21 protein-coding genes are annotated in these 23,087 nt (G+C 69.1%); 5 read left to right on the forward strand and 16 right to left on the reverse strand.

Going from position 1 to position 23,087, the window contains the following annotated elements:
- Positions 1-79 precede the first annotated feature (79 nt).
- From VN378_RS00745 to VN378_RS00800, 12 genes are all read right to left on the reverse strand, one after another.
- On the reverse strand, positions 80-202 hold the full coding sequence (locus VN378_RS00745; RefSeq protein WP_325740017.1) for a hypothetical protein: 123 nt from the start codon (positions 200-202) through the stop codon (positions 80-82).
- Between the two features lie 123 nt (positions 203-325).
- Entirely contained in the window at positions 326-1,426 is a 1,101-nt protein-coding gene (gene leuB, locus VN378_RS00750) for a 3-isopropylmalate dehydrogenase (RefSeq protein ID WP_325740019.1), read from the reverse strand.
- Positions 1,426-2,010, reverse strand: a complete 585-nt coding sequence (leuD, locus tag VN378_RS00755) for a 3-isopropylmalate dehydratase small subunit (protein ID WP_325740022.1) — start codon at positions 2,008-2,010, stop codon at positions 1,426-1,428. Before leuD ends, leuB begins: the two co-directional genes overlap by 1 nt.
- Complete coding sequence (gene leuC, locus VN378_RS00760) at positions 2,003-3,415, reverse strand: 3-isopropylmalate dehydratase large subunit (protein ID WP_325740024.1); 1,413 nt, start codon at positions 3,413-3,415, stop codon at positions 2,003-2,005. The genes leuD and leuC overlap by 8 nt, the downstream gene beginning before the upstream one ends.
- On the reverse strand, positions 3,408-4,376 hold the full coding sequence (locus VN378_RS00765) for a branched-chain amino acid transaminase (RefSeq protein ID WP_325740026.1): 969 nt from the start codon (positions 4,374-4,376) through the stop codon (positions 3,408-3,410). The genes leuC and VN378_RS00765 overlap by 8 nt, the downstream gene beginning before the upstream one ends.
- The gene (locus tag VN378_RS00770) at positions 4,360-5,589 is read right to left on the reverse strand and encodes a 2-isopropylmalate synthase (protein ID WP_325740028.1); all 1,230 of its coding nucleotides are present in this window, start codon (positions 5,587-5,589) and stop codon (positions 4,360-4,362) included. Before VN378_RS00770 ends, VN378_RS00765 begins: the two co-directional genes overlap by 17 nt.
- The gene (locus tag VN378_RS00775) at positions 5,586-5,849 is read right to left on the reverse strand and encodes an ACT domain-containing protein (protein ID WP_325740030.1); all 264 of its coding nucleotides are present in this window, start codon (positions 5,847-5,849) and stop codon (positions 5,586-5,588) included. The genes VN378_RS00770 and VN378_RS00775 overlap by 4 nt, the downstream gene beginning before the upstream one ends.
- A 2-nt stretch (positions 5,850-5,851) precedes the next feature.
- The gene (gene ilvG, locus VN378_RS00780; RefSeq protein WP_325740032.1) at positions 5,852-7,558 is read right to left on the reverse strand and encodes an acetolactate synthase 2 catalytic subunit; all 1,707 of its coding nucleotides are present in this window, start codon (positions 7,556-7,558) and stop codon (positions 5,852-5,854) included.
- Between the two features lie 3 nt (positions 7,559-7,561).
- The gene (ilvC, locus tag VN378_RS00785) at positions 7,562-8,575 is read right to left on the reverse strand and encodes a ketol-acid reductoisomerase (protein WP_325740034.1); all 1,014 of its coding nucleotides are present in this window, start codon (positions 8,573-8,575) and stop codon (positions 7,562-7,564) included.
- A gap of 3 nt (positions 8,576-8,578) precedes the next feature.
- Positions 8,579-10,324, reverse strand: a complete 1,746-nt coding sequence (locus VN378_RS00790) for a dihydroxy-acid dehydratase (RefSeq protein ID WP_325740036.1) — start codon at positions 10,322-10,324, stop codon at positions 8,579-8,581.
- 101 nt (positions 10,325-10,425) lie between these two features.
- Entirely contained in the window at positions 10,426-10,578 is a 153-nt protein-coding gene (locus VN378_RS00795) for a hypothetical protein (RefSeq protein WP_325740038.1), read from the reverse strand.
- A 132-nt stretch (positions 10,579-10,710) separates the two neighbouring features.
- A complete protein-coding gene (locus VN378_RS00800) occupies positions 10,711-11,589 on the reverse strand; it encodes a TSUP family transporter (protein ID WP_325740040.1) in 879 nt (292 codons plus the stop codon).
- A gap of 80 nt (positions 11,590-11,669) precedes the next feature.
- On the opposite strand from VN378_RS00800, the gene VN378_RS00805 reads away from it, so the two are divergent.
- Positions 11,670-12,848 (forward strand): Xaa-Pro peptidase family protein, encoded by a 1,179-nt coding sequence (locus VN378_RS00805; protein ID WP_325740043.1) that lies wholly within the window; start codon positions 11,670-11,672, stop codon positions 12,846-12,848.
- A 322-nt stretch (positions 12,849-13,170) separates the two neighbouring features.
- Here the strand turns inward: VN378_RS00805 and VN378_RS00810 are convergent, their stop codons facing one another.
- The 3 genes from VN378_RS00810 to VN378_RS00820 are packed head-to-tail and all read right to left on the reverse strand — an operon-like array spanning position 13,171 to position 15,718.
- The gene (locus VN378_RS00810) at positions 13,171-13,815 is read right to left on the reverse strand and encodes a GntR family transcriptional regulator (RefSeq protein ID WP_325740045.1); all 645 of its coding nucleotides are present in this window, start codon (positions 13,813-13,815) and stop codon (positions 13,171-13,173) included.
- A 2-nt stretch (positions 13,816-13,817) separates the two neighbouring features.
- Entirely contained in the window at positions 13,818-14,819 is a 1,002-nt protein-coding gene (locus VN378_RS00815; protein WP_325740047.1) for a 4-hydroxyproline epimerase, read from the reverse strand.
- 2 nt (positions 14,820-14,821) lie between these two features.
- Positions 14,822-15,718, reverse strand: a complete 897-nt coding sequence (locus VN378_RS00820) for a dihydrodipicolinate synthase family protein (RefSeq protein WP_325740049.1) — start codon at positions 15,716-15,718, stop codon at positions 14,822-14,824.
- 69 nt (positions 15,719-15,787) lie between these two features.
- On the opposite strand from VN378_RS00820, the gene VN378_RS00825 reads away from it, so the two are divergent.
- Complete coding sequence (locus VN378_RS00825) at positions 15,788-17,044, forward strand: FAD-binding oxidoreductase (protein WP_325740051.1); 1,257 nt, start codon at positions 15,788-15,790, stop codon at positions 17,042-17,044.
- 34 nt (positions 17,045-17,078) lie between these two features.
- Here the strand turns inward: VN378_RS00825 and VN378_RS00830 are convergent, their stop codons facing one another.
- On the reverse strand, positions 17,079-17,843 hold the full coding sequence (locus VN378_RS00830; protein ID WP_325740053.1) for an A24 family peptidase: 765 nt from the start codon (positions 17,841-17,843) through the stop codon (positions 17,079-17,081).
- 287 nt (positions 17,844-18,130) lie between these two features.
- On the opposite strand from VN378_RS00830, the gene VN378_RS00835 reads away from it, so the two are divergent.
- The 3 genes from VN378_RS00835 to VN378_RS00845 form a co-directional block, all read left to right on the forward strand.
- Positions 18,131-19,642 (forward strand): hypothetical protein, encoded by a 1,512-nt coding sequence (locus tag VN378_RS00835; RefSeq protein WP_325740055.1) that lies wholly within the window; start codon positions 18,131-18,133, stop codon positions 19,640-19,642.
- A 79-nt stretch (positions 19,643-19,721) separates the two neighbouring features.
- Complete coding sequence (locus VN378_RS00840; RefSeq protein ID WP_325740057.1) at positions 19,722-22,394, forward strand: TonB-dependent receptor domain-containing protein; 2,673 nt, start codon at positions 19,722-19,724, stop codon at positions 22,392-22,394.
- A gap of 200 nt (positions 22,395-22,594) precedes the next feature.
- Positions 22,595-23,087 (forward strand): type II secretion system protein N (locus tag VN378_RS00845; protein WP_325740059.1); only part of this gene is annotated, 493 nt, incomplete at its 3' end.

The following is a 23,087-nucleotide window of genomic DNA, read 5'->3' on the forward strand; positions in this document are numbered from 1 at the left end:
GGGGAGGAGGAAAAGAAAAACCCCGCCCGGAGATTTCCGGGCGGGGCTGGGTCTGTGCGTTCCTGAGCTTCGGTGCGCGCTAACCTGTCCCCGCCGGAGGCGTGGTGGTGGTGGTCATGCCGGTACCAATGATCGCGCGCAGGGCCGCGCCGCCGCTCGAGGCGGTGGTGGCGAAGGCGGTGCGGGCGTCGGGTCGGTTCACGGGACCTGCTCGGTTCGGGTTCGGGTGTCAGGCTGACGGAAACACGGCGGGGTCGTCAAGCTGGAAGGCATGAAATTGCGCTTGTGGGCGATTGCTGCGTCTTTCCAGGCACGGTTTCACCGGTCACGCCCAGTGCATCTGGACCCGATGGGCGGCGGCCCAGTGGATCGCCCGGATGCCGTCGATGACGGCGTTGGTCGCCTCGCGGGTGCCCAGGGTCCCGCCGAGATCGGCGGTGACCGCCCCGGCGGACAGGACGGCCGCGACGGCGGCCTCGATCGAGGCGGCCTCGTCCTCCAGTCCCAGGCTGTGGCGCAGCAGCAGGGCGGCGGACAGGATGGTGCCCACCGGATTGGCCTTGTCCTGACCGGCGATGTCCGGGGCGGAGCCGTGGATCGGCTCGAACAGGCCGGGACCGCCCGAGCCCAGCGACGCCGAGGGCAGCAGGCCGATGGAGCCGCCCAGAACCGAGATCTCGTCCGACAGGATGTCGCCAAACATGTTCTCGGTCAGGATGACGTCGTACTCGCGCGGCTTGCGGATCAGATGCATGGCCATGGAGTCGACCAAGGCGTGCTCCAGCTCGATGCGCGGAAACTCCTCGGCGTGAACACGGGTCACCACCTCGCGCCACAGGCGGCTGGTCTCCATGACATTGGCCTTGTCGACCGAGGTCACCTTGCCGCGCCGCTGCTGGGCGGTCTTGAAGGCCGCGCGGGCGATGCGTTCGATCTCGGGCGTGGTGTAGACGCACAGGTCCGTGGCCCGGTCGTCGGTGCGCGTCTTCTCCCCGAAATAGATGCCGCCGGTCAGTTCCCGGAACACGATCAGGTCGACGCCCTCGACGATCTCGCGCTTCAGGGGCGACCGGTGCGCCAGCACCGGCGAGACCTGCAGCGGCCGCAGATTGGCGTACAGACCCAGGGCCTTGCGCAGGCCGAGCAGGCCTTCCTCCGGCCGGCGCTTGCCGCCGTCCCACTTCGGCCCGCCGACCGCGCCCAGCAGCACGGCGTCGGCGGCCTGACAGGCGCTGACCGTCTCTGGCGGCAGGGGATCGCCGGTCGCGTCGATGGCGGCGCCGCCGATCAGGTGTTCGTGGAAGCGGAAACGCTGGCCGAAGAAGTCGCCGATGACGGTCAGGACGGCCTGGGCCGCCCGGGTGACTTCGGGGCCGACGCCGTCGCCCGGCAGGACGACGATGTCATAGGTCTTGTCTGCGGGCATCACAGGGCTTCTTTCTGGCGTTCAAAGGCTTCGATGGCGGGAAGGCGGGCCTGCAGCCAGCCGAGGGTGTCGACCCCGTCCAGCAGGCACTGACGGGCGAACCGCTCGACCGTGAAGGCGACCGGGGCGGCGTTGCCGCGCCGGATGGTCGAGGCCTCCAGGTCGATGGTGACGGGCTGATCGGGATGGGCCGCCAGATCGTCCCAGGCGGCCTGGTCGACCACCACCGGCAGCAGCCCGTTCTTGAGGGCGTTGGAGGTGAAGATGTCGGCGATGCCGGTCGAGACCACGGCCCGGAAGCCGTAGTCCAGCAACGCCCACGGCGCGTGTTCCCGGGACGAGCCGCAGGCGAAATTGGCCCCCGCCAGCAGGATGCGATGTTCGGCCGGATCGATGCGGTTCAGCACCGCCTCGGGTTTCGGCGATCCGTCGGCCTCGTAGCGCCAGTCATGGAAGGCGTGGGCCCCCAGGCCCTCCCGCGTCGTGGTGGAAAGGAACCGGCCGGGAATGATCTGATCCGTGTCGATGTTCGACTGCGACAGGACCACGGCCTTCGACGTCAGGGCGCGGAAGGGCTCAGACATCGGCCGTCTCCTCGAGGAACACGCGGGGGTCGGTCAGGACGCCCATCACCGCCGTCGCCGCCGCCGTCGCCGGACTGGCCAGGATGGTCCGGGAGCCTGGCCCCTGCCGGCCCTCGAAATTGCGGTTGGACGTCGAGACCGCGAGCTGGCCCGGCGCGACCATGTCGCCGTTCATGGCCAGGCACATCGAGCAGCCCGGGATGCGCCACTCGGCCCCCGCCTCGATGAACACCCGGTCCAGCCCCTCGGCCTCGGCGTCGCGGCGCACGGCCTCGGAACCGGGCACGACCAGCATGCGCAGGCCGGGCTTCACCTTGCGGCCGCGCAGCACCTCGGCCGCCGCGCGCAGATCGGGCAGGCGGCCATTGGTGCAGCTGCCGACGAAGACGACGTCGACGGCGTGACCGGTGGTCGCCTCGCCGGCGGCGAAACCCATATAGGCCAAGGCTTTCTCGCCCGAGGCGTCGCGCGGCGCGGGAACCGGGTCGCCGATGGCCGAAGCGGCGTCGGGCGTGGTGCCCCAGGTAGCCATGGGCCGGATGGCCGGGCCGTCGATCTCCACCTCGGCGTCGAACGTCGCGCCGGGGTCCGAACGCAGCGACAGCCAGTCCGCGGCGGCGCGGTCGAACGCCTCGCCCTTCGGCGCGTGCCTGCGCCCCTTCAGCCAGGCGACGGTGGTCTCGTCCGGCGCGATCATGCCGGCCCGGGCGCCGGCCTCGATGGACATGTTGCAGACGGTCATCCGCCCTTCCATGTCGAGCGACCGGATGGCCTCGCCGGCGTATTCGATGACGAAGCCGGAGCCGCCGCCGAAGCCCAGCCGGGCGATGATCGCCAGGGCCACGTCCTTGCCCGAGACGCCGGGCCGCAGCTGTCCTGAAACCGTGACCCGCATCGCTCTTGGCTTGCGCTGAAGCAGGCACTGGGTCGCCAGCACATGGGCGACCTCGGTGGTGCCGATGCCGAAGGCCAGGGCCCCGAACGCGCCGTGGGTGGCCGTGTGGCTATCGCCGCAGACGATGGTCATGCCGGGCCGGGTGAGGCCCAGCTCGGGACCCATCACATGCACCACGCCGCGATCCTCGCTGTCCCAGCCGGCCAGCGACACGCCGTGGCGCGCGCAGTTCGCCTCGAGCGCCTCGACCTGGGCCTTCGAGGCCGGCGTGTAATAGGGGCGTTCGCCGGCCGCGTCGGCGGGCAGGGTCGGGGTGGAGTGATCCAGGGTGGCGAAGGTCCGGTCCGGACGGCGGACCCTCAGTCCCCGGCTTTCGATCTCCGCGAAGGCCTGCGGGCTGGTGACCTCATGCACCAGATGCAGGTCGACATGGAGCACCGCCGGCGTGTCCGGCGTCTCCGCCGCCACCACGTGCCGGCTCCAGACCTTGTCGAACAGGGTCTCAGGCATATTCCGGCTCCGCGCGGACGACCGACGGGGCGGGGGCCGCGATCGGCTCCAGCCAGCCGAAGCGGTCGGGCGTCCCGCCGTCGAACAGGCCGCGGAAGGCGGCGTTGACGGCCCGGGTCACCGGCCCCGGACCGGCGGCGCGGGTCGGGATGCCGTCGACCGAACGCACCGGGGTGATCTCGGCCGCCGTGCCGGTCATGAATATCTCGTCGGCGACGTACAGGGCCTCGCGGGGCAGGATCTGCTCGCGGGTCTCGTAGCCCAGACCCCGGGCCAGCTTCATGACGCTGTCGCGGGTGATGCCCATCAGGATGGAGGCGGCGGCGGGCGGGGTGACGATCGCGCCGTCCTTGACGATGAACAGGTTCTCGCCCGCCCCCTCGGACAGGCGGCCGTCGGTGCCGAGGGCGATGCCCTCGCCGAAGCCGCCGACCCGGGCCTCGCGGCCGATCAGATAGGACGACAGGTAGTTGCCGCCGGCCTTGGCCCCGGACGGCACGGTGTTCGGCGCGATCCGCGACCAGCTGGCGACGCAGGCGTCGACGCCCTTCTCCAGCGCCTCCTCGCCGAGGTAGGCGCCCCACGGGAAGGCGGCGATGGCCACGTCCACGTTCATGTTCTCCGGCGCCGGCGTCACCCCCATGCCGCACTGGCCGAGGAAGGCGATGGGGCGGATGTAGGCCGACCGCAATCCGGTGGAACGCACCACGGCGCGGCAGGCCTCGACCAACTCATCCTCCGTATACGGAAGAACGAAATGGTACATGCGGGCGCTGTCGAACAGGCGGCGCACATGGTCCGTCAGGCGGAATCCGCAGGGGCCCTTCGGCGTGTCGTAGACGCGAATGCCCTCGAACACCGAGGTGCCGTAGTGGAGCGCGTGGCTCATCACATGGATTTTCGCGTCGGCCCAGGGCGTCAGTTCGCCGTTGACCCAGATATGTTCAGCCAGCGGCCGCATAGGCATACTCCTTTTGGACGGCGGCGGCGGGGCGTGCGGCCTCGATGATCGCCAGCAGTTCGTGATCGTTGATCTCGCCGATCTGGTCGGCGCGGGTTTTGAAACCGGCGAAGGCGGCGGCCAGGTGCGGACCGCTCACGGGCTGGCCGAGGGCCTCGGCGCGTTTGGCGACGGCGTGGCGGCCCGAATGCTTGCCCAGTACGAACCAGGTCCCCTCGAAACCCACGTCCTGCGGGCGCATGATCTCGTAGGTCGACGGGTCGGCCATCATGCCGTGCTGGTGGATGCCGGCCTCGTGGGCGAAGGCGTTCAGGCCGACGATGGCCTTGTTGCGCACCACCGGGGTGTGGGTGATCTCGCTCAGCAGCCGGCTGGCCCGCACCAGATGGACAGCGTCCACGCCGGTGTGCAGGCCATAGCGGTCCGACCGGGTGCGGATGGCCATGACCATCTCCTCGATCGAGGCGTTGCCGGCCCGCTCGCCGATGCCGTTGATCGCGCCCTCGACCTGACGCGCCCCGGCCTCGACGGCCGCCAGTGAATTGGCGACGGCCATGCCCAGGTCGTCGTGGCAGTGGGCCGAGAAGACGACATGCGGGAAGCGGGCGCGCACGCTGGCGATCAGGGTGCGGAAGATGTCGCCGATCTCGCCCGGCGTCGAATAGCCGACGGTGTCGGGGATGTTCAGCGTCGTGGCCCCCGCCGCGGCGGCGACCTCACACACCTCGGCGAGGAACTCCGGCTCGGTGCGGATGGCGTCCTCGGGGCTGAACTCGACGTCCTCGAAGCGGGTGCGGGCGTAGGCGACCGAACGCCCGGCGGCGGCCAGCACCTCGGCCTTCGACATCCTCAGCTTGGCCGAGCGATGGATCGGGCTGGTCCCCAGGAAGATGTGGCAGCGCCGCTCCTCCGTGCCGCGCAGGGCGCGATACGCCGCATCGATGTCGGCCTCGCTCGAGCGCGCCAGCGAGCAGAAGACGGGGCCTTCCACCTCGCCGACCACGCGCCGGACGCCTTCCTCGTCGCCGGGCGAGGCGGCGGCGAAGCCGGCCTCGACCACATCGACCTTCAGCGCGGCCAGCACCTGGGCCATGCGCACCTTGTCGTCCGGCCCCATGGAGAAGCCGGGCGCCTGTTCCCCGTCGCGCAGGGTGGTGTCGAAGACGACGACCTTGTCCGGGTCGGCGGCGACGGCGGTCTGGACCCGCGTCATGCCGCTACCTCGGGATGGAAGGCGGCGGCGGACGGGGTGATGCGGGTGACACCGAACAGCTTGTCGATCTGGCGGCCCAAGGTGTGCGGGCAGCGTCCGTCGTCCCGGCCGCGCACGGCCAGTTCGACACGCCGGCCGTGACCCTCGTCTCTCAGGGTCATGCCGTCGATGTGGAAACCACGGCGTTCGATGAGTCCGATCAGGCGCTGGAGCGAGCCGTCGGCGCGGTCGATATGCAGGTGCAGGGTGTCGGCGGTCATGGTCAGGCGCCTTCCATCATTTCGGCGTTGTTCTTTCCGGGCGGGACCAGCGGCCACACGTTCTCCCGGGGATCGATGATCACGTGCGCGAGGCAGGGGCCGTCGGCGGCCAGCAGCCGGGCGATTCCGGCCTCGACCTCCTCGCGCCGGCTAATTCGGAAGGCCTCGACGCCGAAGGCCTCGGCCACCTTCACGAAGTCCGGATTGTCGGACAGGTCGACCTCGGAATAGTTGCCGTCGAAGAACAGCTCCTGCCACTGACGCACCAGTCCCAGGGAGCTGTTGTCCAGCAGCAGCACCTTCACCGCGACGCCGTAGCGCCGCAGGGTGGCCAGTTCCTGCACGTTCATCATGAAGCCGCCGTCGCCGGCGATGACCACGACCGTGGCGTCCGGATCGGCCAGCTTGGCGCCGATGCCGGCGGGCAGGCCGAAGCCCATCGCCCCCAGTCCGCCCGAGGTGATGTGGGCCTCCGGCTGCGAGAAGCGGCAGTGCTGGGCGGCCCACATCTGGTGTTGGCCGACGTCGCAGGCGGCCACGAAGGAGTCGCCGGCCGCTTCCGACACAGCTTTCAGCAGGGCAGGGGCGAAGACGCCTTCGCCCGGCGCGTCGGCGTAGCGGAAGGCGGTGCGCTGGACCCGACTGGCGCAGTGGATCATCCACGGATCAATCGTCAGGGTCTGGCCCGACAGATTTGCGGTCAGGGCCTCGACGCCGGGCGCCAGTTCGCCGGCGACCGGGATCCAGGTCTCGCGCAGCTTGCCGATCTCCGAGGCGTCGATGTCGAAATGGATGACCCGGGCGTGCGGGGCGAACTCGGCCAGCTTGCCGGTGGCGCGGTCGTCGAACCGGGCCCCGAAGACGATCAGCAGATCGGTCTCCTGCACCGCCTCATTGGCCGCGCGGGTGCCGTGCATGCCCAGCATGCCCTGGAAGCCGGGAGCGTCCGTGGGAATCGTGCCCAGCGCGTTCAGGGTCGAGACCGAGGGAATGCCGGTGGCGTCGGCGAAGGCGCGGACCTGCGCCGTCGCCCGTCCGATCTTCACCCCGCCGCCGACATAGATCAGCGGCCGCCGCGCCTCGCGGATGGCCCGCGCCGCCGCCGCGATGGCGTCGTGATCGATCGTCCCGACCGTATTCGGATAGGGAAAGCCGAAGTCCTCGCTCGTCTGCCCGACCTGAACGTCCTTGGGCAGATCGATCAGGACCGGGCCGGGACGGCCCGAGGCGGCGATGTGGAAGGCCTCCTCGACCGCCGCCGGGATGTCCGCCGGATCGCGAACCAGGATCGAATGCTTCACGATCGGCAGGGTCACGCCCAGGATGTCGATCTCCTGGAAGGCATCGGTGCCCATGACCCCCTGGGCGACATTGCCGGTGATGCAGACGATGGGGACGGAATCCATCATCGCATTGGCGATGCCGGTGATCAGGTTGGTCGCGCCCGGGCCGGAGGTGGCCAGACACACGCCGACGCGGCCGCTGCGCCGCGCATAGGCGTCCGCGGCGAAGGCGGCGGCCTGTTCGTGCCGCACCAGGATGTGGCGCAGCGACGACCCGGCCAGGGCGTCGTAGACCGGCATGATGGCGCCGCCCGGATAGCCGAACACGACCTCGACCCCCAGCCGCTCCAGGGTGGAGACGAGCAGGCGGGCCCCGCTGCGAGGCGGGGCGTCCGGCGTGGGCTTCAGGGCGACGGCGGCGCTCATGGCTCAGGCGGCTTCCGACTTGGGCGCGTGCAGCCAGGCCATGCGCTCGCGCAGCCTCGCACCGGTTTCTTCGATGGGCTGTTCGCTGTCGGCCCGGACCCAGGCGTCGTAGCGGGGCTTGCCGGCCTCGTTTTCGGCGATCCATTCGCGGGCGAACTGGCCCGACTGGATCTCGTCCAGGATGGTCTTCATCCGGGCGCGAGTCTCGTCGGTGATGATCCGCGGACCGGACTTGACCGAACCCCATTTCGCCGTCTCCGAGATGAACTCGTTCATCTTCGTGACGCCGCCCTCGTAGAACAGGTCCACGATCAGCTTCAGTTCGTGCATGCACTCGAAATAGGCGATCTCGGGCTGGTAACCGGCCTCGACCAGGGTGTTGAACCCCGACATGACCAACTCCTTGGCCCCGCCGCACAGGACGGCCTGTTCGCCGAACAGGTCGGTCTCGGTCTCCTCGCGGAAGGTGGTTTCCAGCAGGCCGCCGGTCGCGCCGCCATTGCCCCGGGCGTAGCCCATGGCCCGGTCGCGCGCCTTGCCGGTGGCGTCCTGCTCGATGGCGAACAGGGAGGGGACGCCTCGCCCGCGCTGGTATTCGCGGCGGACCAGATCGCCCGGCCCCTTGGGCGCGACCAGGATGACGTCCATGTCCTCGCGCGGCGTGATCCGGCCGTAGATGATCGAGAAGCCGTGGGCGAACAGGATGGCCGCGCCCTGTTTGGCGTTGGGCTCGATGACGTCGCGATAGACCTCGGCCTGGATCATGTCCGGGGTCAGGATGGCGATGATGTCCGCGTCGCGGACGGCCTCGACCGGTTCGGCGGTCGGGACGCCGTCGGCGGTCGCGTTGCGCCAGCCCTTGCCGCCGTGACGGACGCCGGCGACCACGTCGTGGCCGGAGTCCCTCAGGTTCTGGGCGTGGGCCCGCCCCTGCGAGCCGTAGCCGATGATGGCGATGCGCTGCCCGGCGATGGCGCCGGGGCGAATGTCTTCGTCGGTGTAGATGGTGATGGCCATGGGTCAGGCGTCCTCTCGGGCGGATCGGGTTTCGGTTTCAGCGGGACGCTGGACCGGCGGCGGATCGGGAATGGTCACGGCGCCCTGGGCGGCCGAGGCCACCGAGGCGCGGTATTTCGCGAAGACTCCGTGCGCCGGGCGGGCAGGTCGGGGAGCGAAGCCCGCCCGGCGCTTCGCCAGATCGGCGTCCACGTCGATCCGGCGGTTGGTGACGTCGATGACGATGCGGTCGCCATCGCGAATGAGAGCGATCGGGCCGCCGGCCGCCGCTTCGGGCGACACATGCCCGGCGACGAAGCCGTAGCTCGCGCCGGAAAAGCGGCCGTCTGTGATCAGGGCCACGTCGTGGACGCCGCGCCCCTTCAGGGCGGCGGTGACCTGCAGCATCTCGCGCATGCCGGGGCCGCCGCGAGGGCCTTCGTAACGGATGACGATGACGTCGCCTTCGCCGACCGACCCGTCCTGCACGGCCTGGAAGGCGTCCTCCTCGCTGTCGAACACGCAGGCGGGGCCCTCGAACCGGTCGACCCTGTGGCCCGTCAGCTTGATCACGGCCCCGTCGGGCGCGATGTCGCCGTAGATGACCGCATAGCTGCCGCGATCCATGACCGGGGCGTCGAAGTCGGTCACGACCTGCTGGCCGGGCGTTTCCTCCGCCTTGCCGGCCTCGACGAACAGGGTTTCGCCCGACACCGTCGGGGCGTTCACGATCTTGCCGGCCTCGGCCAGTCGCCGCGTCACCAGCCGGGTGCCGCCCGCGGCGTACAGGTGGCTGGCCAGGAAGCGGCCGCCCGGCTTCAGATCGCAGATGACCGGCGCCTCGACGCAGGCCTGATGACAGTCCTCGACCCCGAAGGCCACGCCGGCCTCGGCCGCGATCGCGGTCAGATGCATCACCGCATTGGTCGAACCGCCCGAGGCCGAGACCGCGACGGCGGCGTTCTTCAGACTGGCCCGGGTGATGTATTTCCGGGCCGTGTCGCCCGCGAAGACCCGTTCGACGATCAGGCGGCCGCAACGCTCGCCCTCCGCGCCCTTGGCCGGGTCGACGGCGGGCACGTCGTTGGCGCCCATGGGCGACAGGCCCATGACCGACAGGGCCATGGCCATGGTGTTGGCGGTGAACTGCCCCCCGCAGGCGCCGGCGCCCGGGCAGACGGCGCTTTCCACCGCCTGCAGACCGGCGTCGTCCAGAGCTCCGGCGGCATGGGCGCCGATGGCCTCGAAGATGTCCTGCACCGAGACGTCGCGGCGGCCGATGCTCCCCGGCAGGATGGTGCCGCCGTAGTAGACCAGGCCGGGGATATCCATGCGCGCCAGCGCCATGGCGGCGGCCGGGATGGTCTTGTCGCAGCCGACGATGCAGATCACGCCGTCCAGCTGGTGGCCCTCGACGGCCAGTTCGATCGAGTCGGCGACGACCTCGCGGCTGATCAGCGAGGCCTTCATGCCCGGCGTGCCCATCGAGATGCCGTCGGTGACCACGATGGTGTTGAAATCGACCGGATAGCCGCCCGCCGCGATGATGCCGGCGCGGACGTCGCGGGCCAGCCGATCCAGGTGCATGTTGCACGGGGTGACCGAGGACCAGGTGTTGACCACCGCGACCATCGGCTTGTCGAAATCGGCGTCCTGCATGCCGGCGGCGCGCAGATAGCTGCGCGCGGCGGCGCGGCTGGGACCGGCCGTCACGGCGCGGCTGCGCGCATTCGGCGCCGGCCTGTCTGTCGGGGTGAAATTTTGCGTCATTGCGAAGTGTCGGTTCCGGTGAGATCCGGACCGCGCGCAACAAAAAACCCGCTTCCTTTCGGGAGCGGGTGGCTGCGGGCGATCCTGAGGGTGGGATTAGGTCAGGTCACAAGCGTCCACGCCGCTCCGGCAAGGAGGACGAGAAGTACCGCGAGAATGGTAATGCTGTTGATCGTCAGGCCGACGTCCGGACGCGCCAGGGCCGCTGCGGAAACAGCGTTCAGGCGCGAGGAGGGACGGGTGGTGGCGATCACGGAGAGCCTCTGGTGAGACGCCCATAGAAACACCTTTTGCCGCAGCGCACAACAGGGTTGGTCAAATAATGCGCCTGCGGGCGATGATCTCACTGCCTATGCACTATTTTTCCGCGTGGAATGGCGTGAGGCTCAGCTGATCCGGGGTTGGGGGGCGGTCTTCCCTGCCGCGGCCCTCAGCAGCAGGGCCGCGGCGTAAAGGACCACGACCACGACCGCCCAGCGCAGCGGCTCGATCGGCATCTCCTTGACCACGAAGGCGGCGACCAGAACGGCCGGAATCCCGCCGAGCGCGATGCCGATCACGATCCGCAGGTCGATGCGCTCGGCATGAATGTAGCGAAAGCCGGTGGTCGGCATCAGGAAGGCGCAGGCGCTGGCCATGACGGGGAAGGCGAGGCGAGGGTCCAGGCCCAGCAGGCTGAGCAGGATCAGGGAGGGGGCGTAGAGGCCGATGCCGAAGGCCATCAGCATCCCCATGACGAAATGGGCGGCGACGGCGATCCCGAGCAGGCGGGGCTCCAGCGCCGTGGCGGTTCCGCCGATGGGCATCAGGTCGAGATTGCTCATGGCGTAGAGGGCCGCGGCGATCAGCAGGGCGAGCCCCACCACCCCCTGCACCACCCGCACCGGGGCGCGGACCATCAGCGGGGCCCCGACCACGGCCCCGGCGACGGCCGCGACGATACAGGACACCAGCAGCACCGGATCGACGTGAACGCCCAGGAGCACCAGGAACACCGCGGACTGCACCATGGTGGGCAGGGCATGGCCCACGTTCAGGGTCGCCGGAATGAAGCTGTCGGGCGTCATCCGGCGGAACCGGAGCCAGGCGGTGGTCGGGGCGAAGGAGCCGATGCCCAAGGTGTCGAAGAAGTTGGCGACCGCGCCGAGGAGGAGTGACTCGGGTCCTGGCGCGCCGGTCCCGCGCTTCAGGGCGGCCCGTCCCAGCACCACGACGAAGGCGGTCGCCAGCAGACCCAGCGCGGTCAGAAGAATTGTCAGGACCAAGGACTTCCCCCCTTGCCGTTCGACACCCACCTGAGCACGATCGTATACGATACTCAATCCAGTGAAGACCGGAGCAGACGATGGCGAGCGTTTCAGAATCGGTTCCGGACCCCATCGGCGCGGCCGAGCGGCAGGCGCGCCTCGCGGGCCTGAGAGGCGGCATGGAGGCGGCGGGCGTCGAGGCGGTGCTGCTCGGCTCGACATCGAGCCTGCGCTATTTCACCGGCGTCGACTGGTATGCCTCCGAGCGGCTGGTGGGCGCCGTGGTGCATGCGTCAGGCGGGCTGGACTACATCACGCCGCGCTTCGAGCTGGAGAAGGTCGAGGGGCTGATCAGCCTGCCCGGCGAAATCCTGACCTGGGAGGAGGACGAGAGCCCCTGGCGTCTGGTCGCCGACCGGATCGGGACGAAGGGACGGCTGGCCGTCGACGAGCGCATCGCCCTGGCCATGTACCGCAGTCTGAAAACCGAGATCGACGACGCGCGCCTCGCCGACGCCGCGCCGCTGATCCATCCCCTGCGGAGCCGGAAATCGCCGGCCGAGATCGCCCTGATGGGGCACGCCAAGGCGATCACGATCGAGGTCCATCGCCGGGCCCACGAGCAGCTCCGCGCCGGCCAGCGCGCCTCGGAGGTGGTCCGCTTCATCGACGACCAGCATCGCGCCCTGGGAGGGTCTGGCAATTCCTTCTGCATCGTCTCCTTTGGCGACGACACCTCCCTGCCGCACGGGGGGGAGGGCGACCGGGCCCTGGCGCGCGGCGATGTGGTGCTGATCGACACCGGCACGCGAATCGACGGCTACAGCTCGGACATCACCCGCACCTATGTGTTCGGGGAGGCGACGTCGGAGGTCCGGACCGTCTGGGACGCCGAGAAACGGGCCCAGGCCGCGGCCTTCGAGGCCGCACGGCCCGGCGTGGCCTGCGAGGCCGTCGACGCGGCGGCCCGGCGGTCGCTGGAGGCCGACGGCTTCGGCCCGGGGTATCGCCTGCCCGGCCTGCCGCACCGCACGGGGCACGGCATCGGCCTCGACGTCCACGAGGGGCCTTATCTGGTGAAGGGCGATGCGACGCCGCTGGCGACGGGCATGTGTTTCTCCAACGAGCCGATGATCGTCGTTCCCGGGAAATTCGGCGTGCGGCTGGAAGACCATTTCCACATGACCGACACGGGTCCGCAGTGGTTCACCCGGCCGCAGCACAGCCTCGACGAACCCTTCGCCGACGTTCCGGCCTGGCCCGCCGGCCGGGTCTGATCAGACTGCGGCGCCTCGGGTTTGGCACGGTTTTCGAATTCGGGGCGCCAACCCTGCCAACATTGAAAAGCGTGTAGAAGCGGGACGTTAGATAGATCGGCGGCGCTCCATCCGGCCAAACGCGGCCAGATTATCGGAAATTTTGTCGCTGACGCCGCTGAAGCCGCCACGTCCATGGTTCGATTTTCAAAGACCGTCGCGAAGCCAACCGGCGCGCACATCGACATGGGATGGGCCGGGCTTCGGTCAAGGGAGAGAAAGGAATAAATTCCTGCTCCCGCCTGCCGCCCGAAGATCAGCGGGAGGCGAATGTCGATCGACTTCAGGTCTCCGGCAACTGGGCGCGGAGATCGACAAGGGTCGCGCGGATATGCGATCGCGCCTCGCGCCGCACCGTTTCCGGGCGACGGTCAAGCCATGCCTGCAGCAGGGTTTCGTGCTCATGACTGGCGCGGTCCAGCCGGCGGTGTTCGCCCAAATGGACCCGCACATAACGCTCGGACAGGGCCAGCAGCCGATCGACGGTCTCAATCGTGACGCTCCGGCCCGATGGCCGGACCAGAGCGAGATGGAATTCGCGGTTGCGCCTTCCGATGTCGGCGAGGCCGTTTCGAAGCGCGGCGTCGAGGGCGGCGAAGGCCGTGCGGGCGCCGTCATGAGCGGCCGGATCCGCCTCCAGCGCGCCCAGCACGCAAGCGTTCGGTTCGATGCGCAGGCGCAGATCGAAGACGTCCTCGGCGTCGGCGCGCGACAGGGGGCGGACGATGAAGCCGCGGTTTGGGTGGGACACGACCAGTCCGTCGCTTTCCAGCCGCGCCAGGGCCTCGCGCAGGGGAATCTTGCTGACGCCCAGCTCCAGCGCCAGGGCGTCCTGACGGATCGGCGTGTCGGCGGGCAGGCGTCCGGACAGGATGCGCTCGCGCGCCTCGGCGAAGACCTGATCGGACAGGGGCCGGGGCTTCGCCATGCTCAGATCACCTGGAAGCCGTGGGCGAAGACGTCCTCGTCGTCGATCCAGATCTCGTTCAGACCGGTGGCGATGGCCGAGCCCTCGACCGAGGGGATGATGGCGGGTCGGCCGCCGACCTCGGTCTCGGCCTCGACCCGGCCAATGAACCGGCTGCCGATATAGCTTTCGTGGACGAAGGCCTGGCCGACCGGGAGGCGGCCGGTCGCATGCAGATGGGCCAGCCGCGCCGAGGTGCCGGTGCCGCACGGGCTGCGGTCGATGGCCTTGTCGCCGTAGAAGACGGCGTTGCGTCCGTCCGCGCCCTCGCCCCTGGGCCTGTCGGCCCACAACAGGTGGGAGACGCCCCGGATGGTCGGATCGAGCGGATGCACCGGGGTGAAAGTCTCGCGCACCAGAGCCCGGATGACGGGCGACAGCTGCAGGATGCGCGCGGCTCCCAGGTCATCGAGCCCTGTGTAGGCGCCCTGCGGTTCGATGATGGCGTAGAAATTGCCGCCATAGGCCACGTCGACGGTCAGCGGGCCGAAGTCGGGGACATCGATCTCGATCCCCTGCTTGTCCAGCCATGAGGCGACGTTGCGGATGCGGACGGACCGGACGCGCGCGCCGTCCTGCACATAGTCGAGTTCGATCACGCCTGCGGGAACCTCGGCGATGACCTTGCCGGGCGTGCGCGGGGTGATCAGGCCGTGCTCGAGCGCGAAGGTGACGATGCCGATGGTCCCGTGTCCGCACATCGGCAGACAGCCGCTGGTCTCGATGAACAGGATGCCGACGTCGGCCCCGGCCGTTGTCGGAGGATAGAGGAAGCCGCCGCTCATCATGTCGTGGCCGCGCGGCTCGAAGCAGAGGCCGGTGCGGATCCAGTCGTAGCGCGCCATGAAGTCCTGCCGCCGGGCGCTCATGGAGTCGCCTTCAAGCTCCGGCGCGCCCTCGATCACCAGCCGCACGGGATTGCCCGCGGTGTGGCCATCGATGCAGCGGAAGACGTGCCGCGCCATGGCTACAGGACCGGGCGCGTGGCGGCGGCCTTCTCGACCATGGCGATCACCTCGGCCCGGCGGGCGCCCACCAGCGGATGGCGTGGGGGGCGGACGCGCTCATGGCCGCGTCCCATGACCTGTTCGGCGATCTTGATCGACTGGACCAGGTCATGGTCGGCGTCGAGGTGAAGCAGAGGCATGAACCAGCGGTAGATGGCCAGGGCGGTCTGCATGTCGCCGCGCTTGAACGCGTCCCAGAGAGCCAGCGATTCCTTCGGGAAGGCGTTGGTCAGGCCCGAGACCCAGCCCCGGGCGCCCAGCATCAGGCCCTCAAGCGCGACGTCGTCGAGGCCGGCGAACAGGACGTAGCGGTCGCCGAATTCGTTCAGCAGGTCGGTGAAGCGGCGGGTGTCGGGCGCGCTCTCCTTCAGGGCCACGACATTGGGCAGGTCCGACAATGCGTGCAGGGCCTCGAAGCCGATGCTGACGCGATAGGCCGGCGGGTTGTTGTAGAGCATGATCGGCAGGCCGGTCGCCTGCGCCACGGTGCGGAAATGGGCGGCCAGCTCGGCCTGGGTGGGCACATAGACCATGGCCGGCAGGACCATGAGGCCGTCGGCGCCGATGGCCTCGGCGTCCCGGGCGAAGGCCGCCGCGCGACGGGTGTCCAGCTCGGCCACGCCGGCGATGACGGGCACGCGCCCCGCAACCGTCTTCACCGTCGCGGCCAGCATGGCGCGCTTCTCGTCGGCGTCCAGCGAGTTGTTCTCGCCCACCGTGCCCATGACGATCAGGCCGTGCACGCCGTCGCGGATCAGCCCGTCCTGCACCGTGGCGGTGGAGTCGAAATCGATCGAGAAGTCCGCCGCAAACTGCGTGGTGGCGGCAGGGATCACGCCCTCCCAGGAAATCGACATCGGGTCCTCGCTTCCAACAGCTTCAGCCATTATCGTATACGATCTTCAGGTCGAGGCAACGGGAGTCCGATGCAGCCGAAGTCCTATCTTGTGATCGGCGGCGGTCTCATCGGGGCCGCTTCGGCGCTGCGGCTTCAGGCCGCCGGCTTCGCCGTGACCCTGATCGATCCGGGCGATCCCCGGCGCGCAGCCTCGTTCGGAAACATCGGCCATATCGCCGCCGAACAGGTCTCGCCGCTGGCGTCGCGCGAGAGCCTGAGGACCTTTCCAGGTCGGCTGTTCGGCCTCGGCGGGCCGCTGGATTTCCGCTGGAGGGACGCCGGCCTCTGGGCGCCCTGGGCTCTTCGATTCATCGCGGCCTCGAATCCCGATCGGCATGCGAGCGGACAGGCGGCCCTGACGACCATCCTCGCCCACGCCCTGCCGGCCTGGCGTAGACTGGCGGAGCTCTCTGGTGCGCCCGGCATCATCGCCCGCGAAGGCCTTGCCGTGGTCTGGATGTCGCCGCAGGCGGCCGAGCGGGGACTTTGCGGCTGGGAACGGAGCGCGACGGGCAGCGCCGCCTTCCGCCGCATGGATGGCGATGACCTGGCTCCCTATGCCGCGGTGATGGCGAGGCCCCCCGTCGCGGGCATCCGCTTCTCCGGCACCGCCCAGGTCAGCGAGCCCCAGGCCGCACGCGACGCCCTGATGACCGCCTTCCGGGCGGGCGGAGGCGAGGTGGTTCACGCCGGGGTCACGCATCTCACAGGCGGGAACCGAATCCTCGCACGGCTTGAGGAGGGCGGCGTGCGCGAGGCCGAGGGCGCGTTGATCGCGGCGGGGGCCTGGGCGGGGCGGCTGATGCGCGACCTCGGCGTCAAGGCTCCGGTGATCGCCGAGCGCGGCTATTCGGTGCAGAGCGCCGAACACGGCTGGGATGAGGCCCTGCCGCCGACGGTGTTCGAGGAACAGTCAATGGTGGTGTCGCGCTTCACCAGCGGCCTGCGCGCCTCCAGCTTCGTCGAGTTCGGCTCGCCCGACGCACCCGGCGATCCGCGCAAATGGCGCGTGCTTGAGCGGCGGCTGTCCGATCTCGGGATTCGCTTCTCGCCCGAGCCGGACCGCTGGGTCGGACCGCGGCCGACCTTGCCCGACTATCTGCCTGCCATCGGACGGCTGGAGAGCGATCCCCGCATCCTTTACGCCTTCGGCCATCAGCACCTGGGTCTGACCATGGCGGCGATCACCGCCGAGCTGACGGCGTCCCTCGCCGGGGACCGCGATCCGGCGATCGACCTGACGCCGTTCCGGATCGAGCGGTTCGGCGGCGCCGGACGATGGTGATCTGGCCGGCGGCGGGGTCGGCGACTATCCGGGGTCAGAAGCCGATCGGCCCGTAGACCCAGGTCAACCATGCGCCGGCCGACAGGAATACGCCGAAGGCCAGACGGTCCGATCCCGAGACCGCTCGCCCCGTCAGATGCCGGGCGAACACCAGACTGAGGCCGGCGACCGACGCCCAGACCAGCACGCTGGGCAAGCCCGCCCAGCCCACATAGGCGCCGATCGCTCCGAGCAGCCACGGATCCCCGCCGCCCAGTCCTTCGCGCCCGCGCAGACGTCGATAAGCTTGCGAAAGGCCCCACAGACTTGCGAACCCCGCTGCGGCGCCGATCAGGCTGTCGCGCAACGCGAGGTCCGGCAGGATGGCTGCCGACGCGATCCCGGCAGCCAGCAGAGGCAAGGTCAGCTCGTCGGGCAGCCACTGATGCTCGGCGTCAATGACGGCGATCAGCAGGAGTTGCCAACCCAGCAACGCCGTGAGGGCGGCGCCGGCCAGTGTCGGCTGGCTCGATGCCGCCCAGATTCCGATCGCTGCGCCGCAGATCTCCATGAGCGGATAGCGGATGGAGACAGGGGCGGAGCAGCCGCGACACCGGCCGCGCGCTGCAACGTAGCTGACGAGCGGGATGAGGTCCCGCGGTGCCAGGGTCCGACCGCATTGTCGACAGCGCGAGCGGCCGCTCACGAAGGGCTCGTCCAGCGGCAGCCGGACGCTGACCAGGCCAAGAAAACTTCCGACGATGAGGCCCAGAACCGCGAAGGACAGGATGAGGATGGGGCCGGAGCCGGGATCAGTCACGAAAGTTGTTCCCACCTGAACGGGCTCGAATATGCGCGACAGGCCCTCGCAGCAAACGCGCCGTAACGGCTGACTGTGACAGTTCGACCGTGTCGGGATCGGTTTTCACGGAAGCGCGAAGACAACTTCACGCAAGCGACCCGGAACCGTCACTATACGGCGTCCGCGCCGTCATATCTGACCTCTAACCACAGCGGTGGGCAGGGGGCGGTGCAGTCATCGCGTCGGGGAGAGAATTCCCGACGACCCCTGTCGTGAAATTCTTTTGCACAGACACGGTGAAAACGATGACCGGCTTTCGACTGACCACCCTGCTCGCCCTGTCGGCCAGCGCCCTGACCCTGGCCGCTTGCGGCTCGGCCGAAGTCGCATCGCCCGGAGAAGGCGATTTCGGCGGCGGCACGGGCGGCGGCGGCGGCACGACGCCTCCGCCGGCCCCGGGCACCCCGGCCGCGGATTGCCCGACCAACTTCTCCAATGTCGGTCTGATCGCCAACAACACCCTGCGCGTCTGCCAGCTGCCGCAACAGATCACCGGATCCCTGACGGTGCCGCTGCGCGCCGGCACCATCTATTCCATCAGCGGCCGCACCGCGGTCGGCACCGACATGGGTGTCGACCCGGCGGCGCCGATCGCCGGCTCCGCGCAGGGCATCCTGACCATCGAGGCCGGTGTCCGCATCTTCGCCTCGGGCGGTTCGGACTATCTGCTGGTCAACCGCGGCTCGCAGCTGTTCGCTGAAGGGACGGCGGCCAGTCCGATCGTCTTCACCAGCCGGCAGAACGTCGAATCCACGACCACCGAAAGCTCGCAAGGGCAGTGGGGCGGCATCGTCCTGGCCGGCCGCGCGCCGCAAGCCAACTGCCAGCTGACCGCCCCGGTGACCTGCACGGGCACGGTCGAAGGCACCAGCGCCTTCTACGGCGGCAACACCCCGGCCGATAACTCGGGCCGTCTGCGCTACGTCCAGATCAAGTTCTCCGGTTTCGAGATCTCGTCGGGCAACGAGTTGCAGGGCCTGACCATGGCCGGCGTCGGCTCGGGCACCACGATCGACCACATTCAGGTTCACAACAGCTCGGACGACGGCATCGAAATCTTCGGCGGCACCGTCAATCTGCGCCACATCGTCATCACCGGCGCCGACGACGACGGCATGGACACCGACACCGGCTGGCGCGGCGGCGCCCAGTTCGGCATCGTCACCCAGCGCCCGGCAGGCTCGACCAGCCGCAGCGCCGGCTTCGAGTTCTCGTCCGCCCCGGCCGCGACGCCCTTGGCCAGCCGCTATGTGTCGCAGCCGAAGATGGCCAACTGGACCCTGGTCGGCCGCAACTCGACGACCGACGCCCACACCGTCGCCCACTTCGACACGGGCACGGACGCCACGATCATCAACTCGGTGTTCACCAGCGTCTCGGGTTCGCTGGCCGGCTGCATGGCCATCAACGACGCCGACACCGGCACCAGCGGCGTGACCTTCAACTCGGTGTTCATGTCCTGCACCCTGCCGTACCGCCCGGCCAACACCGCCCTGTCGACGGCCGCCTTCACCGCCGGCGCGAACAACACGGCGACCGGGACCTCGACCCTGACCGCCCCGGCCTCGGGAACCAGCCTGAGCAATCAGGTCCTGACCTTCATCAACGGCGCCAACGAAAACGCCGTCCCGGTGGCCAACGCCCCGGCGGTCCATTCCTTCTTCCAGGCCACCACCTACATCGGCGCCGTCCAGAACGCCGCCGACACCTGGTACCAGGGCTGGACCTGCGGTCTGACCGCCGGCGCGACCTGCTGATGACGGATGCGCGGAGGCGGCCCGTCCGGGCCGCCTCCGGCTTTCGCGTATTCCGTTGAACCCCTTCAAGGCGCAGATCATGAAGACAGTTACCCTGACCCTGAGCGGGGTCCTTCTGGCCACCAGCGCGCTGATCGCGCCGGGGCTGGCCTATGCTCAAACGCCGGCGGTCCAGGCCGCGCCGCAGACCTCCGTCGCCCAGACGCCGGCCGTCGAGGCCGAGCCGCAGGCCGAGGAATCCTCCCAGCTCGACGAAGTCGTGGTTCTGGGCCGCTACATCCCCGAGCCGAACCGCGAGAGCGCCGAGGTCGCCGCCTTCCTCACGTCCGAGGACCTGCAACGCACCGGCGACGCCAGCGCCGCCCAGGCCCTGACCCGGGTGACCGGTCTGACCGTGGTCGAAGGCCGCTTCATCTATGTGCGCGGTCTCGGCGAACGCTATTCCTCGGCCCTGCTCAACGGCTCGCCCCTGCCGAGCCCGGAACCGCTTCAACGTGTCGTGCCGCTGGACCTCTTCCCGTCCAACATCCTCGAAAGCGTCACCGTCCAGAAGACCTATTCCGCCGACTTCCCCGGGGAGTTCGGGGGCGGGGTCATCGACCTGCGGACCATCGACGCGCCGAACGATCCGTTCTTCACCATGTCGGCCTCGATCGGGGGCAACACCGAAACGACCAACGAGGAAGGCCTGATCTATTACGGGTCGCGCACCGACTTCACCGGCTTCGACGACGGCACCCGCGACGTTCCCGGTCCCATCGCCCTGGCTTTCGGTGCAGGCAAGCAGATCAACCGCGCCAACTTCACGACGGCCGAGCTCCAGGCGATGGGCCATGCCCTCGTCAACGCCCCGCTGCGTCTGTTGCAGCGTGAAACGACGCCGGTGAATTTCGGCTTCGACTTCGCAGGGGGCCTGTCGAGTGAAAGCAGCATCGGCACCCTCGGCCTGATCGCCGTGGCGGGCTACGGCAACAGCTGGACCAGCCGTCAGGGCTTCCAGCAGGAAGGCCAGTTCTCCGGCGACATTCTGGTGCCGGTCACCAACAAGGCCTTTGAATCCACCCAGAACGACGTTCAGTTGAACTTCCTCGGCGGGCTCTCCCTGACGAATGAAAACAACGAGCTGAAGTGGACGAATTTCTACGTCCGCAACACCACCAAGGAGGCGCGTTCCAGCGTCGGACCCGACCTCAGCGTCGGCGGCGGCGTCCTGCGCGATGATTACACCGAGTGGTTCGTCCGCCAGTTGTTCTCCAGCCAGCTGGCTGGCGAGCACGAGTTCCTTGACGGTGCGCTGGAGTTCGACTGGCGCGCGGCCTATGCGAAGACCTCGCGCGATGCGCCCTATGAGTCCCGCTTCCAGTATGGCGTGAACGGGGCCGGCGCGTTCATCCACAACCCTTCCAACCAGATCTCGTTCAGCGAGCTGGACGAGGACGTCATCTCCGGCGGCGCGGACGTCAGCTACACCCTGCCTCTGTCGGACCTCCGCGAAGCCGTGTTCACGGCCGGCGTGGCCTATACGGACAGCAGCCGCGACGCCACGCGTTACGACCTCCAGCTGGCGGCGGTGAGCTCGCTCACCGACGAGCAGCGGGAATCCCGGATCGACTACCTCTTCTCGGATTTCAACATCAATCCGACGACGATCGAGCTGCGGCAGATCGCCGGGACCAACGGGGCCGGCGCCTATGAGGCCGAACTTCAGGTCAATGCGGCCTATGTGCAGGTCGACGCCGAGATCATCCCGCTGGTACGCACGACCGCGGGCGTCCGCTTCGAGGACGGCCAGCTGTCGGTGACGCCGCGCGATCTCTTCGGAGGAGCCCCGTCGTTCGCGGCGACCAGCATCGAGGAGCAGTATTACCTGCCTTCGTTCACGGCGACCTGGAATTTCGCGGAGGACCAGCAACTGCGGATCGGCGCCTCCCAGACCATCGGACGCCCGCAGTTCCGCGAACTCGCGCCGCAGTCCTATATCGACCCCGAGAGCGACCGGGAGTTCACCGGCAACCCGTATCTGGTCGATACCGAAATCCTCAACCTCGACGCCCGGTACGAATGGTTCTTCGCGCGCCAGCAGTTCCTGACGGCCGGGGTCTTCTACAAGGATCTGGAAAAGCCGGTTGAGTCGATCGTCGTTCTCAGCGGCGACCAGCGTCAGCAGTCGTTCCTGAACGCGCCGCAGGCGACCATCTATGGCGCGGAAATCGAAGCCAAGAAATTCTTCGAGTTCCCCGACGCCGGCATGTCCTTCATCGCCAACAAGCGCTGGCTGGTGCAGGCCAACTACACCTGGTCGAAATCGGAAGTGAATGTCGAGGCGGGCGACTTCGTGCGCACCCCCGGCGGCGGCGGCGCCGACGAGGACGCGACCTTCTTCATCGAGGACGGCAGCCGGCTCCAGGGCCAGTCCGAGCACGTCGCCAATCTGCAACTGGGTTGGGAAGACGATACGGCCCGATCCCAGGCGACGATCATCGTCAACTACGTCAGCGAGCGCATCACCGCCCGCGGCGCGGGCAACGCCGGCGCCCGCGAGCCCGACTACATCCAGGACCCGGGCGTCTTCCTCGACTTCGTGTACCGCAAGGACTTCGAATACGGCGGCCGCGATCTCGGCTTCGCCCTCGAACTTCGCAACCTGCTCGGCACCGATTTCGACGAGTACCAGGAACTGGGCAACAAGATCCTGATCAACAACTACGAGCTGGGATCCAGCGCTTCGGTCAGCCTGACCGCGCGCTTCTAGAACAGGGCAGGGGAGGCCGCCCGCCGGTCTCCCCGACGCCGTTACGCGACTGTTTTGCGGCTGTTCGTCCGTAGGCGCATCAACCGTCACGGACAGTTCTCCGGGCCGTCATGTGGCGGTGAAGCCGGACCCGGACGATTGGTCTAGGGAGTCCGCCGGGCCGTCGGGGCTCCGTGGGGCACGCCAGAGTGATCGCCGCAATGCGCAACTTCAGCAGCGGACTTCGCGACGCCGTGGCGGCGCGCCCGGACCGCGTGCGCGCCGGCGTCGAGATCGCGCTCGGCCTCGCCCTGGCGATCCAGCTGGGCCAGCTGGTCTGGATCGTCGTCCAGCCGCGCGCCGAGGCCGCCGCGGTCGCGACCGCCGGGCCGGACGCCGCCCCGCCCGATTTCACCGTCTTCCAGCGTTTCGACGCCTTCTTCCGCACCGGCGACCTGAGCAGCCTGGCCGAGGCCACGGCGGCCGGCAGCAGCCAGATGCGCCTGTTCGGCGTCCGCGCCGGCGGCGCGGGCGGCGGCTCGGCCATCATCGGCCTGGCCGACGGCCGCCAGGTCTCGGTCGGGGTCGGGGAGGAGGTCGAGCCCGGCCTGATCCTGCAGTCCGTCGGTCAGGATCACGTCACCCTGGCGCGCGGCGGCTCCATCACCCGCCTGATCTTCAGCGACACGCCCGTCGGCGCCGCGCCGCCGCCCC

This window comes from Brevundimonas sp., from assembly GCF_035561115.1.
In the GTDB taxonomy this organism is placed as follows: domain Bacteria; phylum Pseudomonadota; class Alphaproteobacteria; order Caulobacterales; family Caulobacteraceae; genus Brevundimonas.

Bases quoted from the DNA above. Each gene is read 5' to 3' on its own strand.
- leuB (WP_325740019.1), bottom strand. From the start codon at position 1,426: ATGCCCGCAGACAAGACCTATGACATCGTCGTCCTGCCGGGCGACGGC.
- leuD (WP_325740022.1), bottom strand. From the start codon at position 2,010: ATGTCTGAGCCCTTCCGCGCCCTGACGTCGAAGGCCGTGGTCCTGTCG.
- leuC (WP_325740024.1), bottom strand. From the start codon at position 3,415: ATGCCTGAGACCCTGTTCGACAAGGTCTGGAGCCGGCACGTGGTGGCG.
- VN378_RS00765 (WP_325740026.1), bottom strand. From the start codon at position 4,376: ATGCGGCCGCTGGCTGAACATATCTGGGTCAACGGCGAACTGACGCCC.
- VN378_RS00770 (WP_325740028.1), bottom strand. From the start codon at position 5,589: ATGACGCGGGTCCAGACCGCCGTCGCCGCCGACCCGGACAAGGTCGTC.
- VN378_RS00775 (WP_325740030.1), bottom strand. From the start codon at position 5,849: ATGACCGCCGACACCCTGCACCTGCATATCGACCGCGCCGACGGCTCG.
- ilvG (WP_325740032.1), bottom strand. From the start codon at position 7,558: ATGAGCGCCGCCGTCGCCCTGAAGCCCACGCCGGACGCCCCGCCTCGC.
- ilvC (WP_325740034.1), bottom strand. From the start codon at position 8,575: ATGGCCATCACCATCTACACCGACGAAGACATTCGCCCCGGCGCCATC.
- VN378_RS00790 (WP_325740036.1), bottom strand. From the start codon at position 10,324: ATGACGCAAAATTTCACCCCGACAGACAGGCCGGCGCCGAATGCGCGC.
- VN378_RS00805 (WP_325740043.1), top strand. From the start codon at position 11,670: ATGGCGAGCGTTTCAGAATCGGTTCCGGACCCCATCGGCGCGGCCGAG.
- VN378_RS00810 (WP_325740045.1), bottom strand. From the start codon at position 13,815: ATGGCGAAGCCCCGGCCCCTGTCCGATCAGGTCTTCGCCGAGGCGCGC.
- VN378_RS00815 (WP_325740047.1), bottom strand. From the start codon at position 14,819: ATGGCGCGGCACGTCTTCCGCTGCATCGATGGCCACACCGCGGGCAAT.
- VN378_RS00820 (WP_325740049.1), bottom strand. From the start codon at position 15,718: ATGTCGATTTCCTGGGAGGGCGTGATCCCTGCCGCCACCACGCAGTTT.
- VN378_RS00825 (WP_325740051.1), top strand. From the start codon at position 15,788: ATGCAGCCGAAGTCCTATCTTGTGATCGGCGGCGGTCTCATCGGGGCC.
- VN378_RS00835 (WP_325740055.1), top strand. From the start codon at position 18,131: ATGACCGGCTTTCGACTGACCACCCTGCTCGCCCTGTCGGCCAGCGCC.
- VN378_RS00840 (WP_325740057.1), top strand. From the start codon at position 19,722: ATGAAGACAGTTACCCTGACCCTGAGCGGGGTCCTTCTGGCCACCAGC.